18 protein-coding genes are annotated in these 15708 nt (G+C 54.0%); 14 read left to right on the top strand and 4 right to left on the bottom strand.

Going from position 1 to position 15708, the window contains the following annotated elements:
* Positions 1-7 precede the first annotated feature (7 nt).
* The 13 genes from lptE (at position 8) to lipA (ending at position 12360) form a co-directional block, all read left to right on the top strand.
* On the top strand, positions 8-577 hold the full coding sequence (gene lptE / locus IM304_RS16260; RefSeq protein WP_193356029.1) for an LPS assembly lipoprotein LptE: 570 nt from the start codon (positions 8-10) through the stop codon (positions 575-577).
* Positions 577-1608, top strand: coding sequence for a DNA polymerase III subunit delta (gene holA, locus IM304_RS16255; RefSeq protein ID WP_193356028.1), 1032 nt, complete (start codon positions 577-579; stop codon positions 1606-1608). The genes lptE and holA overlap by 1 nt, the downstream gene beginning before the upstream one ends.
* 1 nt (position 1609) lies before the next feature.
* Positions 1610-2266, top strand: a complete 657-nt coding sequence (nadD, locus tag IM304_RS16250) for a nicotinate-nucleotide adenylyltransferase (RefSeq protein WP_148419201.1) — start codon at positions 1610-1612, stop codon at positions 2264-2266.
* A gap of 268 nt (positions 2267-2534) precedes the next feature.
* Complete coding sequence (rsfS, locus tag IM304_RS16245; protein WP_148419205.1) at positions 2535-2852, top strand: ribosome silencing factor; 318 nt, start codon at positions 2535-2537, stop codon at positions 2850-2852.
* Between the two features lie 3 nt (positions 2853-2855).
* On the top strand, positions 2856-3323 hold the full coding sequence (rlmH, locus tag IM304_RS16240) for a 23S rRNA (pseudouridine(1915)-N(3))-methyltransferase RlmH (protein WP_003858701.1): 468 nt from the start codon (positions 2856-2858) through the stop codon (positions 3321-3323).
* Positions 3324-3351: 28 nt separating this feature from the next.
* Positions 3352-5253, top strand: a complete 1902-nt coding sequence (mrdA, locus tag IM304_RS16235; protein WP_148419206.1) for a peptidoglycan DD-transpeptidase MrdA — start codon at positions 3352-3354, stop codon at positions 5251-5253.
* Between the two features lie 2 nt (positions 5254-5255).
* Entirely contained in the window at positions 5256-6368 is a 1113-nt protein-coding gene (gene mrdB, locus IM304_RS16230) for a peptidoglycan glycosyltransferase MrdB (protein ID WP_148419208.1), read from the top strand.
* Positions 6369-6384: 16 nt separating this feature from the next.
* On the top strand, positions 6385-7485 hold the full coding sequence (gene rlpA, locus IM304_RS16225; RefSeq protein ID WP_193356027.1) for an endolytic peptidoglycan transglycosylase RlpA: 1101 nt from the start codon (positions 6385-6387) through the stop codon (positions 7483-7485).
* 139 nt (positions 7486-7624) lie between these two features.
* Positions 7625-8836 (top strand): D-alanyl-D-alanine carboxypeptidase DacA, encoded by a 1212-nt coding sequence (gene dacA, locus IM304_RS16220; RefSeq protein ID WP_148419212.1) that lies wholly within the window; start codon positions 7625-7627, stop codon positions 8834-8836.
* Positions 8837-8943: 107 nt separating this feature from the next.
* Positions 8944-9207, top strand: coding sequence for a DUF493 family protein YbeD (ybeD, locus tag IM304_RS16215; protein WP_003858718.1), 264 nt, complete (start codon positions 8944-8946; stop codon positions 9205-9207).
* 94 nt (positions 9208-9301) lie between these two features.
* Positions 9302-9943, top strand: coding sequence for a lipoyl(octanoyl) transferase LipB (lipB, locus tag IM304_RS16210; protein ID WP_193356026.1), 642 nt, complete (start codon positions 9302-9304; stop codon positions 9941-9943).
* 290 nt (positions 9944-10233) lie between these two features.
* A complete protein-coding gene (locus tag IM304_RS16205; RefSeq protein WP_193356025.1) occupies positions 10234-11187 on the top strand; it encodes a YbeF family transcriptional regulator in 954 nt (317 codons plus the stop codon).
* Positions 11188-11394: 207 nt separating this feature from the next.
* Positions 11395-12360, top strand: coding sequence for a lipoyl synthase (lipA, locus tag IM304_RS16200; RefSeq protein WP_006809637.1), 966 nt, complete (start codon positions 11395-11397; stop codon positions 12358-12360).
* Positions 12361-12441: 81 nt separating this feature from the next.
* Here lipA and tatE read toward each other — a convergent pair whose 3' ends face one another.
* Positions 12442-12645, bottom strand: coding sequence for a twin-arginine translocase subunit TatE (tatE, locus tag IM304_RS16195; RefSeq protein ID WP_003858723.1), 204 nt, complete (start codon positions 12643-12645; stop codon positions 12442-12444).
* A 127-nt stretch (positions 12646-12772) separates the two neighbouring features.
* Positions 12773-13561: a deaminated glutathione amidase gene (locus IM304_RS16190; protein WP_176610899.1), complete on the bottom strand. Its 789-nt coding sequence runs from the start codon at positions 13559-13561 to the stop codon at positions 12773-12775.
* A gap of 67 nt (positions 13562-13628) precedes the next feature.
* On the opposite strand from IM304_RS16190, the gene crcB reads away from it, so the two are divergent.
* Positions 13629-14012 (top strand): fluoride efflux transporter CrcB, encoded by a 384-nt coding sequence (gene crcB, locus IM304_RS16185; protein WP_176610900.1) that lies wholly within the window; start codon positions 13629-13631, stop codon positions 14010-14012.
* 219 nt (positions 14013-14231) lie between these two features.
* Here crcB and cspE read toward each other — a convergent pair whose 3' ends face one another.
* On the bottom strand, positions 14232-14441 hold the full coding sequence (cspE, locus tag IM304_RS16180) for a transcription antiterminator/RNA stability regulator CspE (protein ID WP_002439184.1): 210 nt from the start codon (positions 14439-14441) through the stop codon (positions 14232-14234).
* Between the two features lie 190 nt (positions 14442-14631).
* Positions 14632-15207, bottom strand: coding sequence for a lipid IV(A) palmitoyltransferase PagP (gene pagP / locus IM304_RS16175; protein WP_148419224.1), 576 nt, complete (start codon positions 15205-15207; stop codon positions 14632-14634).
* Positions 15208-15708: the final 501 nt, after the last annotated feature.

Genomic DNA, 15708 nt, shown 5'->3' with positions numbered 1-15708 from the left:
AGGAAACGTGCGACAACTGGCAACAATACTCTTATCTCTGGCGGTGCTTGTCACCGCTGGCTGCGGCTGGCACCTGCGCAACACTACGGCAGTGCCACCTCAGATGAAAACGATGATCTTCGACTCGTCCGATCCAAACGGACCGCTGAGCCGGGCTATCCGTAATCAGCTGCGTTTGAACGACGTTGAGCTAATTGAGAAAGGAACCCTGCGCCAGGATGTGCCTTCGCTTCGCGTCCTGTCATCGTCCCTGGCAAAAGACACGGCGTCGATCTTCCAGGACGGGCGAACGGCGGAATATCAGATGGTGCTGACCGTTAACGCAGCGGTCCTGATCCCGGGTAAAGACATTTATCCTATCAGTACCAAAGTCTACCGCTCGTTCTTTGATAACCCGCAAACGGCGCTGGCAAAAGATGCCGAACAGCAGATTATCATCAAGGAGATGTACGATAGGGCGGCGGATCAGCTGATCCGTAAGCTGCCTACTATCACAGCGTCGACGAAGGCAGGCTCTGACGTTATCGAAACACCGGATGCCCGCACGCCGGATATGCCAACGTCGCTGGGTAACTGATGATCAGGTTGTATCCTGAACAACTCCGCGCGCAGCTCAACGAAGGGCTGCGCGCGGCCTATCTGCTACTCGGTAACGATCCGCTCTTGCTTCAGGAAAGCCTTGATGCTGTTCGCCATGCGGCCGCAGCGCAGGGCTTTGACGAGCACCACACTTTCCAGATTGATAACAGCACCGACTGGAACGCTGTCTTCTCGCTTTGTCAGGCCATGAGCCTCTTTGCTTCGCGCCAGACTATTCAGATCCTGCTGCCGGAGAACGGCCCTAACGCCGCCATCAATGAACAGCTGGCCATGCTGGTGAGTTTGCTACATAGCGATCTGCTGCTGATCGTGCGCGGCAACAAGCTTACCAAAACGCAGGAGAATGCGGCCTGGTTTACCCAGCTCGCCACTAACGCGGTGCTGGTCACCTGCCAGACGCCAGAACAGGCGCATCTGCCAAAATGGGTTGCCGCGCGAGCGAAACAGCACAATCTGCAGCTGGATGATGCAGCCAATCAGCTTCTTTGCTACTGCTATGAAGGCAACCTTCTGGCGCTGGCGCAGGCCCTGGACAGGCTCTCCCTGCTGTGGCCTGACGGAAAGCTGACGCTGCCGCGCGTCGAACAGGCGGTGAACGATGCCGCGCACTTTACTCCCTTCCACTGGGTTGACGCGCTGCTGTCGGCGAAAAGCAAGCGAGCGCTGCATATTCTGCAACAGCTGCGACTCGAAGGGAGTGAGCCGGTCATCCTGCTCCGCACGCTCCAGCGTGAGTTACTGCTGCTGAACAACCTCAAGCGCCAGTCCGCCCATGTGCCATTGCGCACGCTGTTCGACAAGCATCGCGTCTGGCAAAACCGCCGGGCGATGACGACGGAGGCGATAAACCGCCTGAGCCACGAGCAGCTGCGTCAGGCCGTACAGCTTCTGATGCGCGCCGAGCTGACGCTGAAGCAGGATTATGGCCAGTCCGTCTGGGCGGAGCTGGAAAGCCTTTCTTTGCTGCTCTGCCATAAGGCGCTGGCAGATGTATTTATCGAAGGGTGATATGCAATCTTTACAGGCAATGTATGGCGGAACCTTCGACCCGGTGCACTATGGGCATCTTAAGCCGGTTGAAATCCTCGCGAATCTGATTGGTTTGCAGCGGGTGATCGTCATGCCCAATAACGTTCCGCCGCACCGTCCTCAGCCAGAAGCGACCAGCGCACAGCGCAAAGCGATGCTCGCCCTGGCCATCGCCGATAAGCCCCTCTTTACGCTTGACGAGCGCGAGCTGCGCCGGGATACGCCATCCTGGACATCGCAGACGCTGCGCGAATGGCGCGCTGAACAGGGCCCAGTGAAACCGCTGGCGTTTATTATCGGCCAGGATTCCCTGCTCAACTTTCCCAGCTGGTATCAGTACGACACCATTCTGGAAAACAGCCATCTGCTGGTCTGCCGCCGTCCGGGCTATCCGCTGACCATGCGTGAAGCGCAGCATCAGCAGTGGCTGGACGCGCACCTGACGGACAATATCGAAGACCTGCACAGGCTGCCCGCCGGTAAAATTTATCTCGCTGAAACGCCATGGTTTGATATTTCCGCAACGCTCATCCGCGAGCGGCTCCAGCAGGGTTTAGACTGTAGCGATCTGCTGCCCCCACCCGTGCTGGCGTATATCCACGCACAGGGGCTGTATCAGAAAAATACAGAGGCCTGAACATCGTCGGCGAAATTGTCTGTTATTGATTATCCTGCCTTGACAGGCTAAGCCATACTGATATCCTCCGCTGCCAGACTTTCCCGCCAGTCGTTGCTTTACAGAAATTGTTTTACAAAAATGGCGATGCAATCTCAGGCGGAGGGTGGGATGATACCCGCCTTCAAAAGCCGGGCGGTGACATTTGTCCCGCGGCTGACGTCAGTTCAGGTATACTGTCTGACCACGAATTCACAGTTGTACAATCTCATTCACCCAGGGGGAAAACTTGCAGGGTAAAGCACTCCAGGATTTTGTTATCGACAAAATTGATGACCTGAAAGGTCAGGACATCATCGCTATCGACGTTAAGGGTAAATCCAGCATCACCGACTGCATGATCATCTGCACCGGTACCTCAACTCGTCACGTTGTTTCGATTGCTGACCATGTTGTTCAGGAATCGCGCGCGGCAGGGCTGCTTCCGCTGGGCGTTGAAGGTGAAACGACCGCTGACTGGGTGGTTGTCGATCTCGGCGATGTTATTGTCCACGTCATGCAGGAAGAGAGCCGTCGCCTGTATGAGCTGGAAAAACTCTGGGGTTAATGCGTGAAGTTGCAGCTGGTCGCCGTCGGCACCAAAATGCCTGACTGGGTACAAACCGGTTTTACTGAATATCTGCGTCGTTTTCCTAAAGATATGCCGTTCGAACTGGTGGAGATCCCAGCAGGAAAGCGCGGCAAGAACGCGGATATCAAACGTATTCTCGATAAAGAGGGAGAGCTGATGCTGGCTGCCGCAGGCAAAAACCGCATCGTGACTCTCGACATCCCGGGCAAGCCCTGGGATACGCCGCAGCTGGCGCACGAACTGGAGCGCTGGAAACAGGATGGCCGTGACGTCAGCCTGTTGATTGGCGGACCGGAAGGGTTATCTCCCGCCTGCAAAGCGGCAGCAGAACAAAGTTGGTCACTCTCTGCGCTGACGCTGCCCCACCCGCTTGTGCGGGTTCTCGTGGCAGAAAGTCTGTATCGCGCATGGAGCATTACTACCAACCACCCTTATCACCGCGAGTAATGACTGACCAGGGTAATTTAAGCAGCGGATGAAACTACAGAATTCTTTTCGCGACTATACGGCTGAGTCCGCGCTGTTTGTGCGCCGGGCGCTGGTCGCCTTTACGGGGATTTTGCTGCTTACCGGCGTGCTGATCGCCAACCTCTACAATCTGCAAATTGTCCGCTATACCGATTACCAGACCCGCTCAAACGAAAACCGTATCAAGCTGGTGCCCATCGCGCCCAGCCGCGGCATTATCTACGATCGTAACGGCACCCCGCTGGCGCTAAACCGCACCATCTACCAGATAGAGATGATGCCGGAGAAAGTCGATAACGTGCAGGATACGCTGAACGCGCTGAGAAGCGTCGTTGACCTCAATGACGACGACATCGCCGCGTTCAAAAAAGAGCGCGCACGTTCTCACCGCTTCACCTCGATTCCGGTTAAAACCAACCTGACGGAAGTGCAGGTCGCCCGTTTTGCCGTTAACCAGTACCGTTTCCCCGGGGTGGAAGTTAAAGGCTATAAGCGCCGATACTACCCTTACGGCTCCGCGCTGACGCACGTGATTGGCTACGTCTCCAAGATTAACGATAAAGACGTCGAACGCCTTGATAAAGACGGCAAGCTGGCCAACTACGCCGCCACGCACGACATTGGCAAGCTGGGGATCGAACGCTATTACGAAGATGTTCTGCACGGCCAGACCGGCTATGAAGAAGTTGAGGTAAACAACCGTGGCCGCGTGATCCGTCAGCTAAAAGAGGTGCCGCCGCAGGCGGGGCATGACGTCTATCTGACGATCGACCTGAAGCTTCAGCAGTATATCGAAACGCTGCTGGCGGGTAGCCGTGCTGCCGTTATCGTGACCGACCCGAGAACGGGCGGCATCCTGTCGATGGTTTCTATGCCAAGCTATGATCCGAACCTCTTCGTGGACGGCATCTCCAGCAAGGACTACTCCGGCCTGCTCAACGATCCAAACACCCCGCTGGTGAACCGCGCGACGCAGGGGGTTTATCCTCCGGCCTCAACGGTTAAACCGTATGTCGCCGTTTCTGCCCTGAGCGCGGGCGTCATTAACCGCAATACCAGCCTGTTTGACCCGGGCTGGTGGCAGCTGCCTGGCTCTGAAAAACGCTACCGCGACTGGAAAAAATGGGGCCATGGCCATCTGAACGTAACCAAATCGCTGGAAGAGTCTGCGGATACCTTCTTCTATCAGGTCGCCTACGACATGGGTATTGACCGTCTTTCTGAATGGATGAGCAAATTCGGCTACGGGCACTACACCGGTATCGATCTCGCGGAAGAGCGCTCCGGCAATATGCCAACCCGCGAATGGAAACAGAAGCGCTTTAAAAAGCCCTGGTATCAGGGTGACACCATTCCGGTAGGGATCGGCCAGGGCTACTGGACGGCAACGCCGTTGCAGATGAATAAGGCGATGATGATCCTTATTAACGATGGCGTGGTGAAAGTGCCGCACCTGCTGCAAAGTACCGTTGAAAACGGCAAAAAAGTGCCGTGGATACAGCCGCACGAGCCGCCGGTGGGCGATATCCACTCAGGCTTCTGGGAAATCGCGAAAGACGGAATGTACGGCGTCGCCAACCGCCCTAACGGGACGGCGCACAAATACTTCGCTGGCGCACCGTACAAAATCGCGGCCAAATCGGGTACTGCACAGGTCTTTGGTCTGAAAGCGAATGAAACCTATAACGCGCACAAAATTGCCGAACGTCTGCGTGACCATAAGCTCATGACAGCGTTTGCCCCTTATGATAACCCGCAGGTTGCGGTGGCGATGATTCTGGAAAACGGCGGCGCAGGCCCGGCGGTGGGGACCATCATGCGTCAAATCCTCGACCACATCATGCTGGGCGATAACAACACCGTACTGCCAGCCGAAAACCCGGCAGCCGCTGCGGCGGAGGACCAATAATCATGACGGATAATCCAAATAAAAAATCGTTGTGGGATAAGATCCACATCGACCCTGCCATGCTGCTGATCCTGCTGGCTCTGCTGGTTTACAGCGCTCTGGTTATCTGGAGCGCCAGCGGTCAGGACATCGGCATGATGGAGCGTAAAATCGGCCAGATCGCTATGGGCCTGGTCATTATGGTGGTGATGGCGCAAATACCGCCCCGCGTCTATGAAGGCTGGGCGCCCTATCTCTATATTTTCTGTATTATTTTGCTGGTGGCAGTCGATGCGTTCGGTGCCATATCCAAAGGCGCGCAACGCTGGCTGGATCTGGGGATTGTTCGCTTCCAGCCGTCGGAAATTGCCAAAATCGCCGTCCCGTTGATGGTTGCACGCTTTATCAACCGCGACGTCTGTCCGCCGTCGCTGAAAAATACCGCCATTGCGCTGGTGCTGATTTTCCTGCCAACGCTGCTGGTGGCCGCGCAGCCGGACCTCGGCACCTCGATTCTTATCGCCCTCTCCGGTCTGTTCGTACTGTTCCTGTCCGGCCTGAGCTGGCGTTTGATCGGCATCGCGGTCGTCCTGCTGGCTGCCTTCATCCCTATTCTCTGGTTCTTCCTGATGCATGACTATCAGCGCCAGCGCGTGATGATGCTGCTCGATCCAGAGACCGATCCGCTGGGTGCAGGCTATCATATTATTCAGTCGAAAATTGCGATTGGCTCCGGCGGCCTGCGCGGAAAAGGCTGGCTGCACGGTACGCAGTCACAGCTTGAATTCTTACCGGAACGCCACACTGACTTTATCTTTGCCGTTCTGGCTGAGGAGTTAGGGCTGGTTGGCATCCTGGTTCTGCTTGGACTGTACCTGCTGCTGATCATGCGCGGGCTCTATATTGCCGCACGGGCGCAGACCACCTTTGGCCGGGTAATGGCGGGTGGATTAATGTTAATTTTATTCGTTTATGTCTTCGTAAATATTGGTATGGTGAGTGGTATTCTGCCGGTTGTAGGCGTGCCGCTGCCGCTGGTGAGTTACGGGGGCTCGGCACTGATCGTGTTGATGGCCGGGTTTGGTATCGTAATGTCGATCCATACCCACAGGAAAATGTTGTCCAAAAGCGTATAAAAATAAGGGGATCGCAATGCGTAAGCAGTGGCTGGGGATCTGCATCGCTGCAAGTTTACTTGCAGCCTGCACAAGTGATGATGGTCAGCAACAGGCAACCGTCGCGCCGCCGCAGCCTGCGGTCTGTAACGGCCCGATTGTTGAAATTAGCGGTGCCGATCCCGTTTATGAACCGCTGAACCCCAGCGTGAATCAGGACTATCAGCGCGACGGCAATAGCTACAAAATCGTTCAGGATCCCGCCCGTTTCAGCCAGGCCGGTCTTGCCGCCATCTATGATGCTGAGCCAGGCAGCAACCTGACCGCGTCAGGTGAAACCTTCGATCCGATGCAGATCACGGCGGCACACCCGACGCTGCCAATCCCAAGCTACGCGCGCATCACTAACCTGGCGAATGGTCGCATGATCGTAGTGCGTATTAACGACCGTGGCCCTTACGGTAACGACCGCGTTATCTCTCTGTCGCGCGCGGCGGCCGATCGTCTCAACACCTCTAATAATACCAAAGTGCGTATTGACCCAATCATCGTGGCGCAGGACGGTACGCTGTCCGGCCCGGGTACCGCCTGTACCACCGTTGCAAAACAGACCTACGCCCTGCCCGCTCGTCCGGACCTGAGCGGCGGCATGGGAGGCGCGTCAACGCCTTCAGAGCCTGCTCAGCCGCAGGGCGAAGTGCGCGCCATCAGCAACGATACGCTGCAAAGCGACGATGCGACAGGCGCTCCGGTGAAAAGCAGCGGCTTTCTCGGCGCTCCCACCACGTTAGCCTCTGGCGTGATTGAATCAGATGAACCCGCTCCCGCGCCCGTCGTTGCGGCCCCCGCAGCACAACCCGCTCCGGTGACCGCCCCTGCTGCTACCCAAACTGCTGCACCCGCTGCGGCAAGCGGCAGCTACGTAGTTCAGGTGGGCGCCGTCAGCGATCGAGCCCGTGCAGAGCAGTATCAGCAGCGTTTAAGCCAGCAGTTTGGCGTGCCTGGCCGCGTAGAGCAAAACGGTGCGGTATGGCGTATCCAGATGGGTCCGTTTGCCGGTAAATCGCAGGCTGCGTCACTGCAGCAGCGCCTGCAGAGCGAGGCGCAACTTCAGTCGTTTATCACTGTTGCGAAGTAATTAATCGGTGGTATCCGAAATGTCAGTTTGTGTAAATGACGTTAACACTCTCATGATGAAAGTCGGATGCCTGCCTGTATAGCTTTTGCTATAGTAAGGCACTTTTTTTAATTCCATCACGGATGTCGTAGTTCTGACCATGAAGACCACTTTTTCTGCTCGTTTTGTGCAGCGCATCGCGCTGACCACGGCCCTTTGCGCTGCTGCACTCTCCGCAGCACACGCGGATGACCTGAACATCAAGACCATGATCCCTGGCGTTCCGCAGATCGACGCGGAATCCTACATCCTGATTGACTACAACTCTGGCAAAGTTCTGGCAGAACAGAATGCCGATGTCCGTCGCGATCCGGCCAGCCTGACCAAGATGATGACCAGCTACGTTATCGGCCAGGCAATGAAGGCAGGTAAATTCAAAGAAACCGACCTGGTGACTATTGGTAACGACGCGTGGGCAACCGGTAACCCGGTGTTTAAAGGTTCATCCCTGATGTTCCTGAAGCCAGGCATGCAGGTTCCGGTCTCTCAGCTGATCCGTGGTATTAACCTGCAATCCGGTAACGACGCCTGCGTGGCAATGGCCGATTTTGCGGCGGGTAGCCAGGATGCGTTTGTCGGTCTGATGAACAGCTACGTCTCCGCGCTGGGCCTCAAAAATACTCACTTCCAGACCGTACACGGCCTGGACGCAGAGGGCCAGTACAGCTCTGCGCGTGACATGGCGCTGATTGGTCAGGCGCTGATCCGTGACGTGCCGAACGAGTACTCTATCTACAAAGAGAAAGAGTTCACCTTTAACGGCATCCGTCAGACTAACCGTAACGGCCTGCTGTGGGATAACAGCCTGAACGTTGACGGCATTAAAACGGGCCACACCGACAAAGCCGGTTATAACCTGGTGGCTTCCGCGACCGAAGGCCAGATGCGCCTGATCTCTGCCGTGATGGGGGGTCGCACCTTTAAAGGACGCGAAACGGAAAGCAAAAAGCTGCTGACCTGGGGCTTCCGCTTCTTCGAAACCGTGAATCCGCTGAAGGCCGGTAAAGAGTTTGCCTCAGAACCCGTCTGGTTTGGCGACAATGACCGCGCCTCCCTGGGCGTCGATAAAGATCTTTATCTGACTATCCCACGCGGCCGCATGAAGGATCTGAAAGCCAGCTACGTGCTGAACACCACCGAGCTGCACGCGCCGCTGCATAAAAACCAGGTCGTTGGCACCATCAACTTCCAGCTGGATGGCAAAACCATCGATCAGCGTCCACTGGTGGTGCTGGATGAAATCCCGGAAGGCAATTTCTTCGGCAAAATCATTGATTACATTAAGCTGATGTTCCACCACTGGTTTGGTTAAAAATTGAACACTTGAAAGTGTGATTTTGATCCCCATATACTACGTATCAGTAAAACTCCCGCCCCGTGGCGGGAGTTATTATTTTTTACACACACGCCGGAGCTGACATGAAAACCAAACTTAACGAACTGCTTGAATTCCCTACTCCATTTACTTACAAAGTGATGGGTCTGGCGAAACCTGAGCTGGTTGATCAGGTGGTTGAAGTGGTACAGCGCCATGCGCCGGGCGACTACTCTCCGTCGGTAAAACCGAGCAGCAAAGGTAACTACCACTCGGTCTCAATCACCATCACCGCCACGCACATTGAGCAGGTTGAAACGCTGTACGAAGAGCTTGGCAACATCGAAATTGTTCGTATGGTGCTGTAGTCCCTCTGCGGTTGCCCGGTTTGCCGGGTAACCCCTCTTCCCGCTGTGATATAATCCCCGCTACCTATTCTCCCCTGTCTTCGGAGACATCCTTTTGTACCAGGATAAAATTCTTGTCCGCCATCTTGGGCTACAGCCTTACGAGCCTGTCTCTCAGGCTATGCATGACTTTACCGATACGCGCGATAACGCCACCCCTGATGAAATCTGGCTGGTTGAACACCTGCCGGTGTTCACGCAAGGCCAGGCAGGAAAAGCCGAACATCTGCTGATGACGGGCGACATCCCGGTGATCCAGAGCGATCGCGGTGGACAGGTAACCTACCACGGTCCGGGACAGCAGGTTATGTATGTTTTGCTTAACCTGAAACGCAGAAAGCTGGGCGTGCGCGAGCTGGTGACATTGCTGGAACAAACCGTAGTGAACACGCTCGCTGAGTACGGCATTGACGCTCACCCCCGCGCGGATGCGCCGGGCGTCTACGTGGGTGAAATGAAGATCTGTTCGCTGGGCCTGCGTATCCGAAAGGGCTGCTCGTTCCACGGCCTGGCGCTGAATATCAATATGGATCTCGCCCCCTTCCAGCGCATCAACCCCTGCGGATACGCCGGCATGGAGATGACGCAAATGTGCCAGTGGGTCGAAAGCGCCACGCCTGAGGTTATCCGGCCCGTGCTTCTGAAGAACTTTTTAGCGCTGCTTAACAATCCTGCCCACGAATATATTGCTGCTTAACCTGCTTCCGACAGTGGCTCATTTATTTGCTGAGCCACTGCTTAATTCCCGCATTTACGCTTTACAATAAACCGCATATTCTATATTTTCGAGTCGCCCATATATTAGCGCTACATATTAATTAGAACCTTAATAGTACCATCGACGGTAGCCTGTAACATGCGTGACAATCACCCAACTGCTTGTTTTCGATAATTAAGGGAAACATACCGAACACTTTACGAATCTCTGCAAGCATATTAAATAAATTCAACTATCATTCATATTGTGAATGGATACGGAGTAAGAGCGTGGAGCCTACTAATTTACCAGCCAAACGCCTGAATGAAACCAGCGGCGAAGATAAGCCGCAAATTTTTCGGACTTTACGTAATATTGATCTCAATTTATTGACTATTTTTGAGGCGGTATATGTCCATAAAGGTATCGTTAATGCTGCGAAAATTCTTAATCTCACGCCCTCCGCTATTAGCCAGTCCATTCAAAAATTGCGCGCTATATTTCCCGACCCTTTATTTATTCGTAAAGGCCAGGGGGTAACGCCAACCGCGTACGCCACTCACCTCCATGAGTATATCAGCCAGGGTCTGGAATCGATTCTGGGCGCGCTGGATCTTACCGGCAGCTATGACAAGCAAAGAACTATCACCATTGGCACCTCTCCCTCGGTGGGCGTTCTGGTAATGCCGGCTATCTATCAGGCGATAAAGCAGCATGCGCCACAGCTGCTGATCCGCAACGTGCCCGTCAGCGATCCGGAAACCCAGCTGGCGCAGTTCCAGACGGATCTGATCATCGACAGCAACAGCTTCCAGGCCAGGGCGCTGGGGCAGCACGTCCTTTATTCCGACAGCCTGGCGCTCGTTTGCCGTCAACACCATCCGGCGTTAGGCGCGCCGCTGACGCCAGAAAATTTGCGCCAGTATGAACATGCGTCATTTATGGCCGAGGGACAAAGGCAGGATCCGCTGCGACAGCGGATTGAGGAGCTGTTCCCGGACCGTCTGGTTAGCTTCAGCAGTTACAATATGTTTACCGTTGCGGCCCTGATTGGCAGCAGCGACCTGCTCTGTATCATGCCCGTAAGGCTCTTCGATCTGCTACAGAAATGCTGGCCACTAGAGAACATTCCGCTGGGTCAGCTTAATACAGAATCTGTTGAAATCTCACTGCATTACAACAAGCTAAGCCTTCGCGATCCGGTACTGGAAAACGTCATTAACGTTATCCGCCAGGCTTTCTGATCCCGCCTTTCAGCACAAGCCCCTGCCGCACGCGGGGCAAAAGGCACAAAACAACAACTATTTTACAAATTGGCGACCTGGCAGGCTGCTTTATCGCCCCTTTAAATGATATACTGCCTGTCGTTCGTTCAAAAATAGTTGATAATTACAACATTCCCTTGAAATGAAACGCTTTCCTTCGATATTCGCAACTGGAACACGCACGCTATGAGTAAACCCATTGTGATGGAACGCGGTGTTAAATACCGCGATGCCGATAAAATGGCCCTTATCCCGGTTAAAAACGTGGCTACAGAGCGCGAGGCGCTGTTAAGAAAACCGGAATGGATGAAAATCAAACTTCCGGCTGACTCTTCGCGTATCCAGGGGATCAAAGCGGCGATGCGCAAAAATGGCCTTCACTCCGTCTGTGAAGAAGCCTCCTGCCCTAACCTTGCTGAATGTTTCAATCACGGTACCGCGACGTTTATGATCCTGGGTGCCATCTGTACCCGCCGCTGTCCGTTCTGTGACGTTGCCCATGGCCGTCCCGTTGCGCCTGACGCGAATGAACCGCAGAAGCTGGCGCAGACGATTGCCGATATGGCGCTGCGTTACGTTGTTATCACCTCCGTCGACCGTGATGACCTGCGCGACGGCGGTGCTCAGCACTTTGCTGACTGCATTACCGCGATCCGCGAAAAAAGCCCGAACATTAAGATTGAGACGCTGGTTCCGGACTTCCGTGGACGTATGGACCGCGCGCTCGATATCCTGACCGCAACGCCACCAGACGTGTTCAACCACAACCTCGAGAACGTACCGCGTATTTATCGTCAGGTGCGTCCTGGTGCGGACTATAACTGGTCCCTGAAGCTGCTGGAGCGCTTTAAAGAAGCACATCCGCATATTCCTACCAAGTCTGGCCTGATGGTTGGCCTGGGGGAAACGAATGCCGAAATCATTGAAGTGATGCGCGATCTGCGCCGCCACGGCGTCACGATGCTGACCCTGGGCCAGTATTTGCAGCCAAGCCGTCACCATCTGCCCGTGCAGCGCTACGTGAGCCCGGACGAGTTCGACGAGATGAAAGCCGAAGCGATGGCGATGGGCTTTACCCACGCGGCCTGTGGTCCTTTCGTTCGCTCGTCATATCACGCCGATATGCAGGCGAAAGGCGAAGAAGTAAAATAAGCCCTGACATACTTTTTTACAGTTATAAAAAAAACCGGCCTCGTTAGCCGGTTTTTTTATGCAAGCCTTGCAGCATTGCCATTACTCTTTGTGGGAAAGCTTCTGTGCCGTGATGTCGTCTTCGGCACTTTTCTTCGCTGCCGCGTCATCATCGTTCATTGCTTTCTTAAAGCCCTTAATGGCAGCACCCAGGTCTCCACCCAGCGTGCGTAACTTCTTGGTACCGAACAGCAGGACGACCAGTGCGGCAACCACCAGCAGTTTGGTAATACTAATCTCACCCATAAATACCTTCTTTACATGAAACAGGCTGCAAGTCAGCGCCAAAAACCTGAACGTATTAACGGACATTTGGCGCGCGCACACAATAGCAATCTGTAACAAGGTGAATCAAGCATTGTTGAAAAAAACATCATATTAATTGCGGTGGCGCAAACCTGCGGTTACGCAGAACAGGTAATTGCTGACGCGCAAGCGCTATTCGCGCTGAACTTATCTCCGTCATCAGTAACGCGGGCGCTTCCGCCGCCGCGGCAACGGTAACCCCCAGCGGATCGACTACCCTGCTCTGCCCGATGTTCCTGTTACCACATTCCCCCGCGGCTACCACATAGCAGGTGGTATCCAGCGCGCGTGCGGCAAGCAGCGTCGCCCAGTGGTGCTCCTTAAGCGGTCCTTTGACCCAGGCAGCAGGCAGAACCAGCACCTCGGCTCCCTGCAACGCAAGGTTAAGCGCCAGCTCGGGAAAACGAATATCGTAGCAGGTCATTAGCCCGACGCTAAAACCCGCTACCTCAATCAGCGGCGGAATAACGCTGCCCGGATCGACCAGGCGCGACTCCTGAATGCTGAACGCATCGTACAGATGTAGTTTGCCGTAGCTCGCAACAATCGCACCTTCACGTATGGCCACCAGCGTGTTGACCGCACGCCCCGGCGTGGAGGGCACGTGTATGGTTAATATGGTGGTGAGCGAGTTGCCGACGCTCTCGGCCAGAAGTAGCTTCAAAAACGCCCCTTCCAGCATTTGCGCAGACTTTACCGACAGATCCGGGTCGCTGTCATCGCGTGCCAGTAACGCCTCAGGCAGCACCAGCAACGACGCCCCCATTTGCTTCGCCTGACGCATCAGGGAGACGCATTTACGCGCGTTTTCATTCCAGTCCGGCGTTACCGCAAACTGCCCTACCGCAACATACATAATTGTCTCCCGGTTAAAAACAGCGTTACACTCGACGCACTCACACATCAAATAGCAGGTATTGACAGTGTTACAACTACTTATAGCCGTTTTTATTGGTGGGGGCACGGGTAGCGTTGCACGGTGGCTCTTAAGCATGCGGTTTAACCCTCTGCATCAGGCCATACCGATGGGCACACTGGCAGCAAACCTGATTGGCGCATTTATTATCGGAATGGGGCTGGCCTGGTTTAACCGCATGACGTCTATCGACCCAATGTGGAAAGTGCTGATCACGACCGGGTTCTGCGGCGGCTTAACGACGTTTTCGACCTTCTCTGCGGAAGTCGTGTTTCTGTTTCAGGAAGGCCGCGTGGGCTGGGCGCTGGCGAACATTGCCGTTAACATGCTTGGATCGTTTGCGATGACCGCGATCGCGTTTTGGTTATTTTCTACCGCCAGCGCGCACTGAGCCCGCCAGCCTTAATGTTGGCTTAATTTTTCTCTGTCACTCTTGGCGCAAAACTGAACGAGGGTGATAGCATGAAGGAAAATCTGCTAAGCGCGGGAATGGTAGTGCTGAGCGTGTTAATCGTCGCCAGCTTTCTGAAAATCTATCTTACAGGTTGATTCAGAACGAAAAAAACCCGCTCAGTGAGCGGGTTTTGAAATTCTTGCTGACGCGTCTGAATTACAGAGCGATTACGTTAGCAGCAGAAGGGCCTTTGGCACCGTTAGTGATTTCAAACTCAACGCGCTGACCTTCAGCCAGAGTTTTGAAACCATTAGACTGGATTGCAGAGAAGTGTACGAACACGTCTTTGCTGCCATCTTCAGGAGTAATGAAACCGAATCCTTTGGACTCATTAAACCACTTAACGTTACCTTTAATCTTAGACATCAAAATTACCTTTACATTAAAAAACGACACAAATGCTGTGTCGGGTATCAGTACAACAATTGTGAGGCGTTTTGTCCAGCGGATCTTTGATAAAAAGTGACAAAAGTCGCGTTAATTTTCGCTGTCCGATTTTTATCCTTTACAATTCAATACCAGTGCATTTTTTGTCCAGCTCAACGTGCAAATTCAGTTAAAACTGAAAACGCATCCAGGCGAAGTAAACGTTTCCGTTGTTGTAGGTGCCCGGTATGTAGGTCATCTGGAACGTTGCCGGGCCATAACCGATAGAGGCGAGCGGCAGAAGCACCGGAACAGGAATATATTTCCAGTTATCGCGCGCCGTAAACCCAGCCGTATAGCCCAGCCCCAGACGGAAGTTATCGTCTGATAACGGCCGCCAGGTCTTTTCCCAGCCGTAGCCGCCAATGGGCTCCCATTTGTTGTAGGAGTCCTTAAACGCCATCAGGTACAGGCCATGCCAGTTGCCTTTTTCATCCCAGCGAGACTGGCCAAAACCGGCTCCCCACGGACGCTCGTTATAGCGGTCCGTTTTTTCTTTGTCGTAGGCAAAACGTGCATGCCAGGTAATGGCCGGAATGTAGAGATCGTAATGCTCGGGTTCGTTCCACGTTTGCGCAACATTGTCGGTGAACGTGGAGAACCAGCCTTTATCCGCAGTGCTGCTTTGCGCATTAACAACGGATGCGAAAGAGAGCTGACCAATAATAAACAATAAAATCAGGGGGAATTTAATTCGTACAATCACAATGCCATTACCATATTTAGTATTCGGTACAGACCTTAGCACAGAATACTTGAATGAATGCTTAACGGCATTGGTGTTATTCCTAATTACTCACGTACTATTAAGAACACTCTTATAAGATAAGACCAGCGTGCCTGAATAAGCACGAGCAGTTGACATATTTAACGCTGGCGTAACATTTCACACAGCCCGGCGACGCGCCGGTTCGGCTCCGGACCACGCCCACCGCCCTACACGACAGCCCCTCCCATAGCGGAGGCTATCTTCGGACACTCGCGCGGCACGGTATTTCACCTCAGGCTTAACGCTGGAATATTTATTATGAGCAATATTCAAAGAGAACCATAATTAGGTCAAACCCTTCCACCATTCCGGAAAAAAAATAAACCAGACCGCTAAGGCCGCTATTATTATCAGGACACCGGTTATCCGCTTAAAGCGTTAACCATACAATGAAGATTATAAATATCAGCGCAACAGGCAGGGCTATTTTGAGCGTAG

The sequence above is a fragment of the Enterobacter cloacae complex sp. P40C2 genome, from assembly GCF_014930695.1.
Lineage (GTDB): Bacteria > Pseudomonadota > Gammaproteobacteria > Enterobacterales > Enterobacteriaceae > Enterobacter > Enterobacter pasteurii.
Note: the sequence above shows the minus strand (reverse complement) of the source record. Positions and strands in the feature narration are given on the sequence as shown.

Excerpts from the sequence above, each read along its gene's own strand:
- holA (WP_193356028.1), top strand. The coding sequence starts at position 577 with ATGATCAGGTTGTATCCTGAACAACTCCGCGCGCAGCTCAACGAAGGG.
- nadD (WP_148419201.1), top strand. The coding sequence starts at position 1,610 with ATGCAATCTTTACAGGCAATGTATGGCGGAACCTTCGACCCGGTGCAC.
- mrdA (WP_148419206.1), top strand. The coding sequence starts at position 3,352 with ATGAAACTACAGAATTCTTTTCGCGACTATACGGCTGAGTCCGCGCTG.
- mrdB (WP_148419208.1), top strand. The coding sequence starts at position 5,256 with ATGACGGATAATCCAAATAAAAAATCGTTGTGGGATAAGATCCACATC.
- rlpA (WP_193356027.1), top strand. The coding sequence starts at position 6,385 with ATGCGTAAGCAGTGGCTGGGGATCTGCATCGCTGCAAGTTTACTTGCA.
- dacA (WP_148419212.1), top strand. The coding sequence starts at position 7,625 with ATGAAGACCACTTTTTCTGCTCGTTTTGTGCAGCGCATCGCGCTGACC.
- ybeD (WP_003858718.1), top strand. The coding sequence starts at position 8,944 with ATGAAAACCAAACTTAACGAACTGCTTGAATTCCCTACTCCATTTACT.
- lipA (WP_006809637.1), top strand. The coding sequence starts at position 11,395 with ATGAGTAAACCCATTGTGATGGAACGCGGTGTTAAATACCGCGATGCC.
- tatE (WP_003858723.1), bottom strand. The coding sequence starts at position 12,645 with ATGGGTGAGATTAGTATTACCAAACTGCTGGTGGTTGCCGCACTGGTC.
- IM304_RS16190 (WP_176610899.1), bottom strand. The coding sequence starts at position 13,561 with ATGTATGTTGCGGTAGGGCAGTTTGCGGTAACGCCGGACTGGAATGAA.
- cspE (WP_002439184.1), bottom strand. The coding sequence starts at position 14,441 with ATGTCTAAGATTAAAGGTAACGTTAAGTGGTTTAATGAGTCCAAAGGA.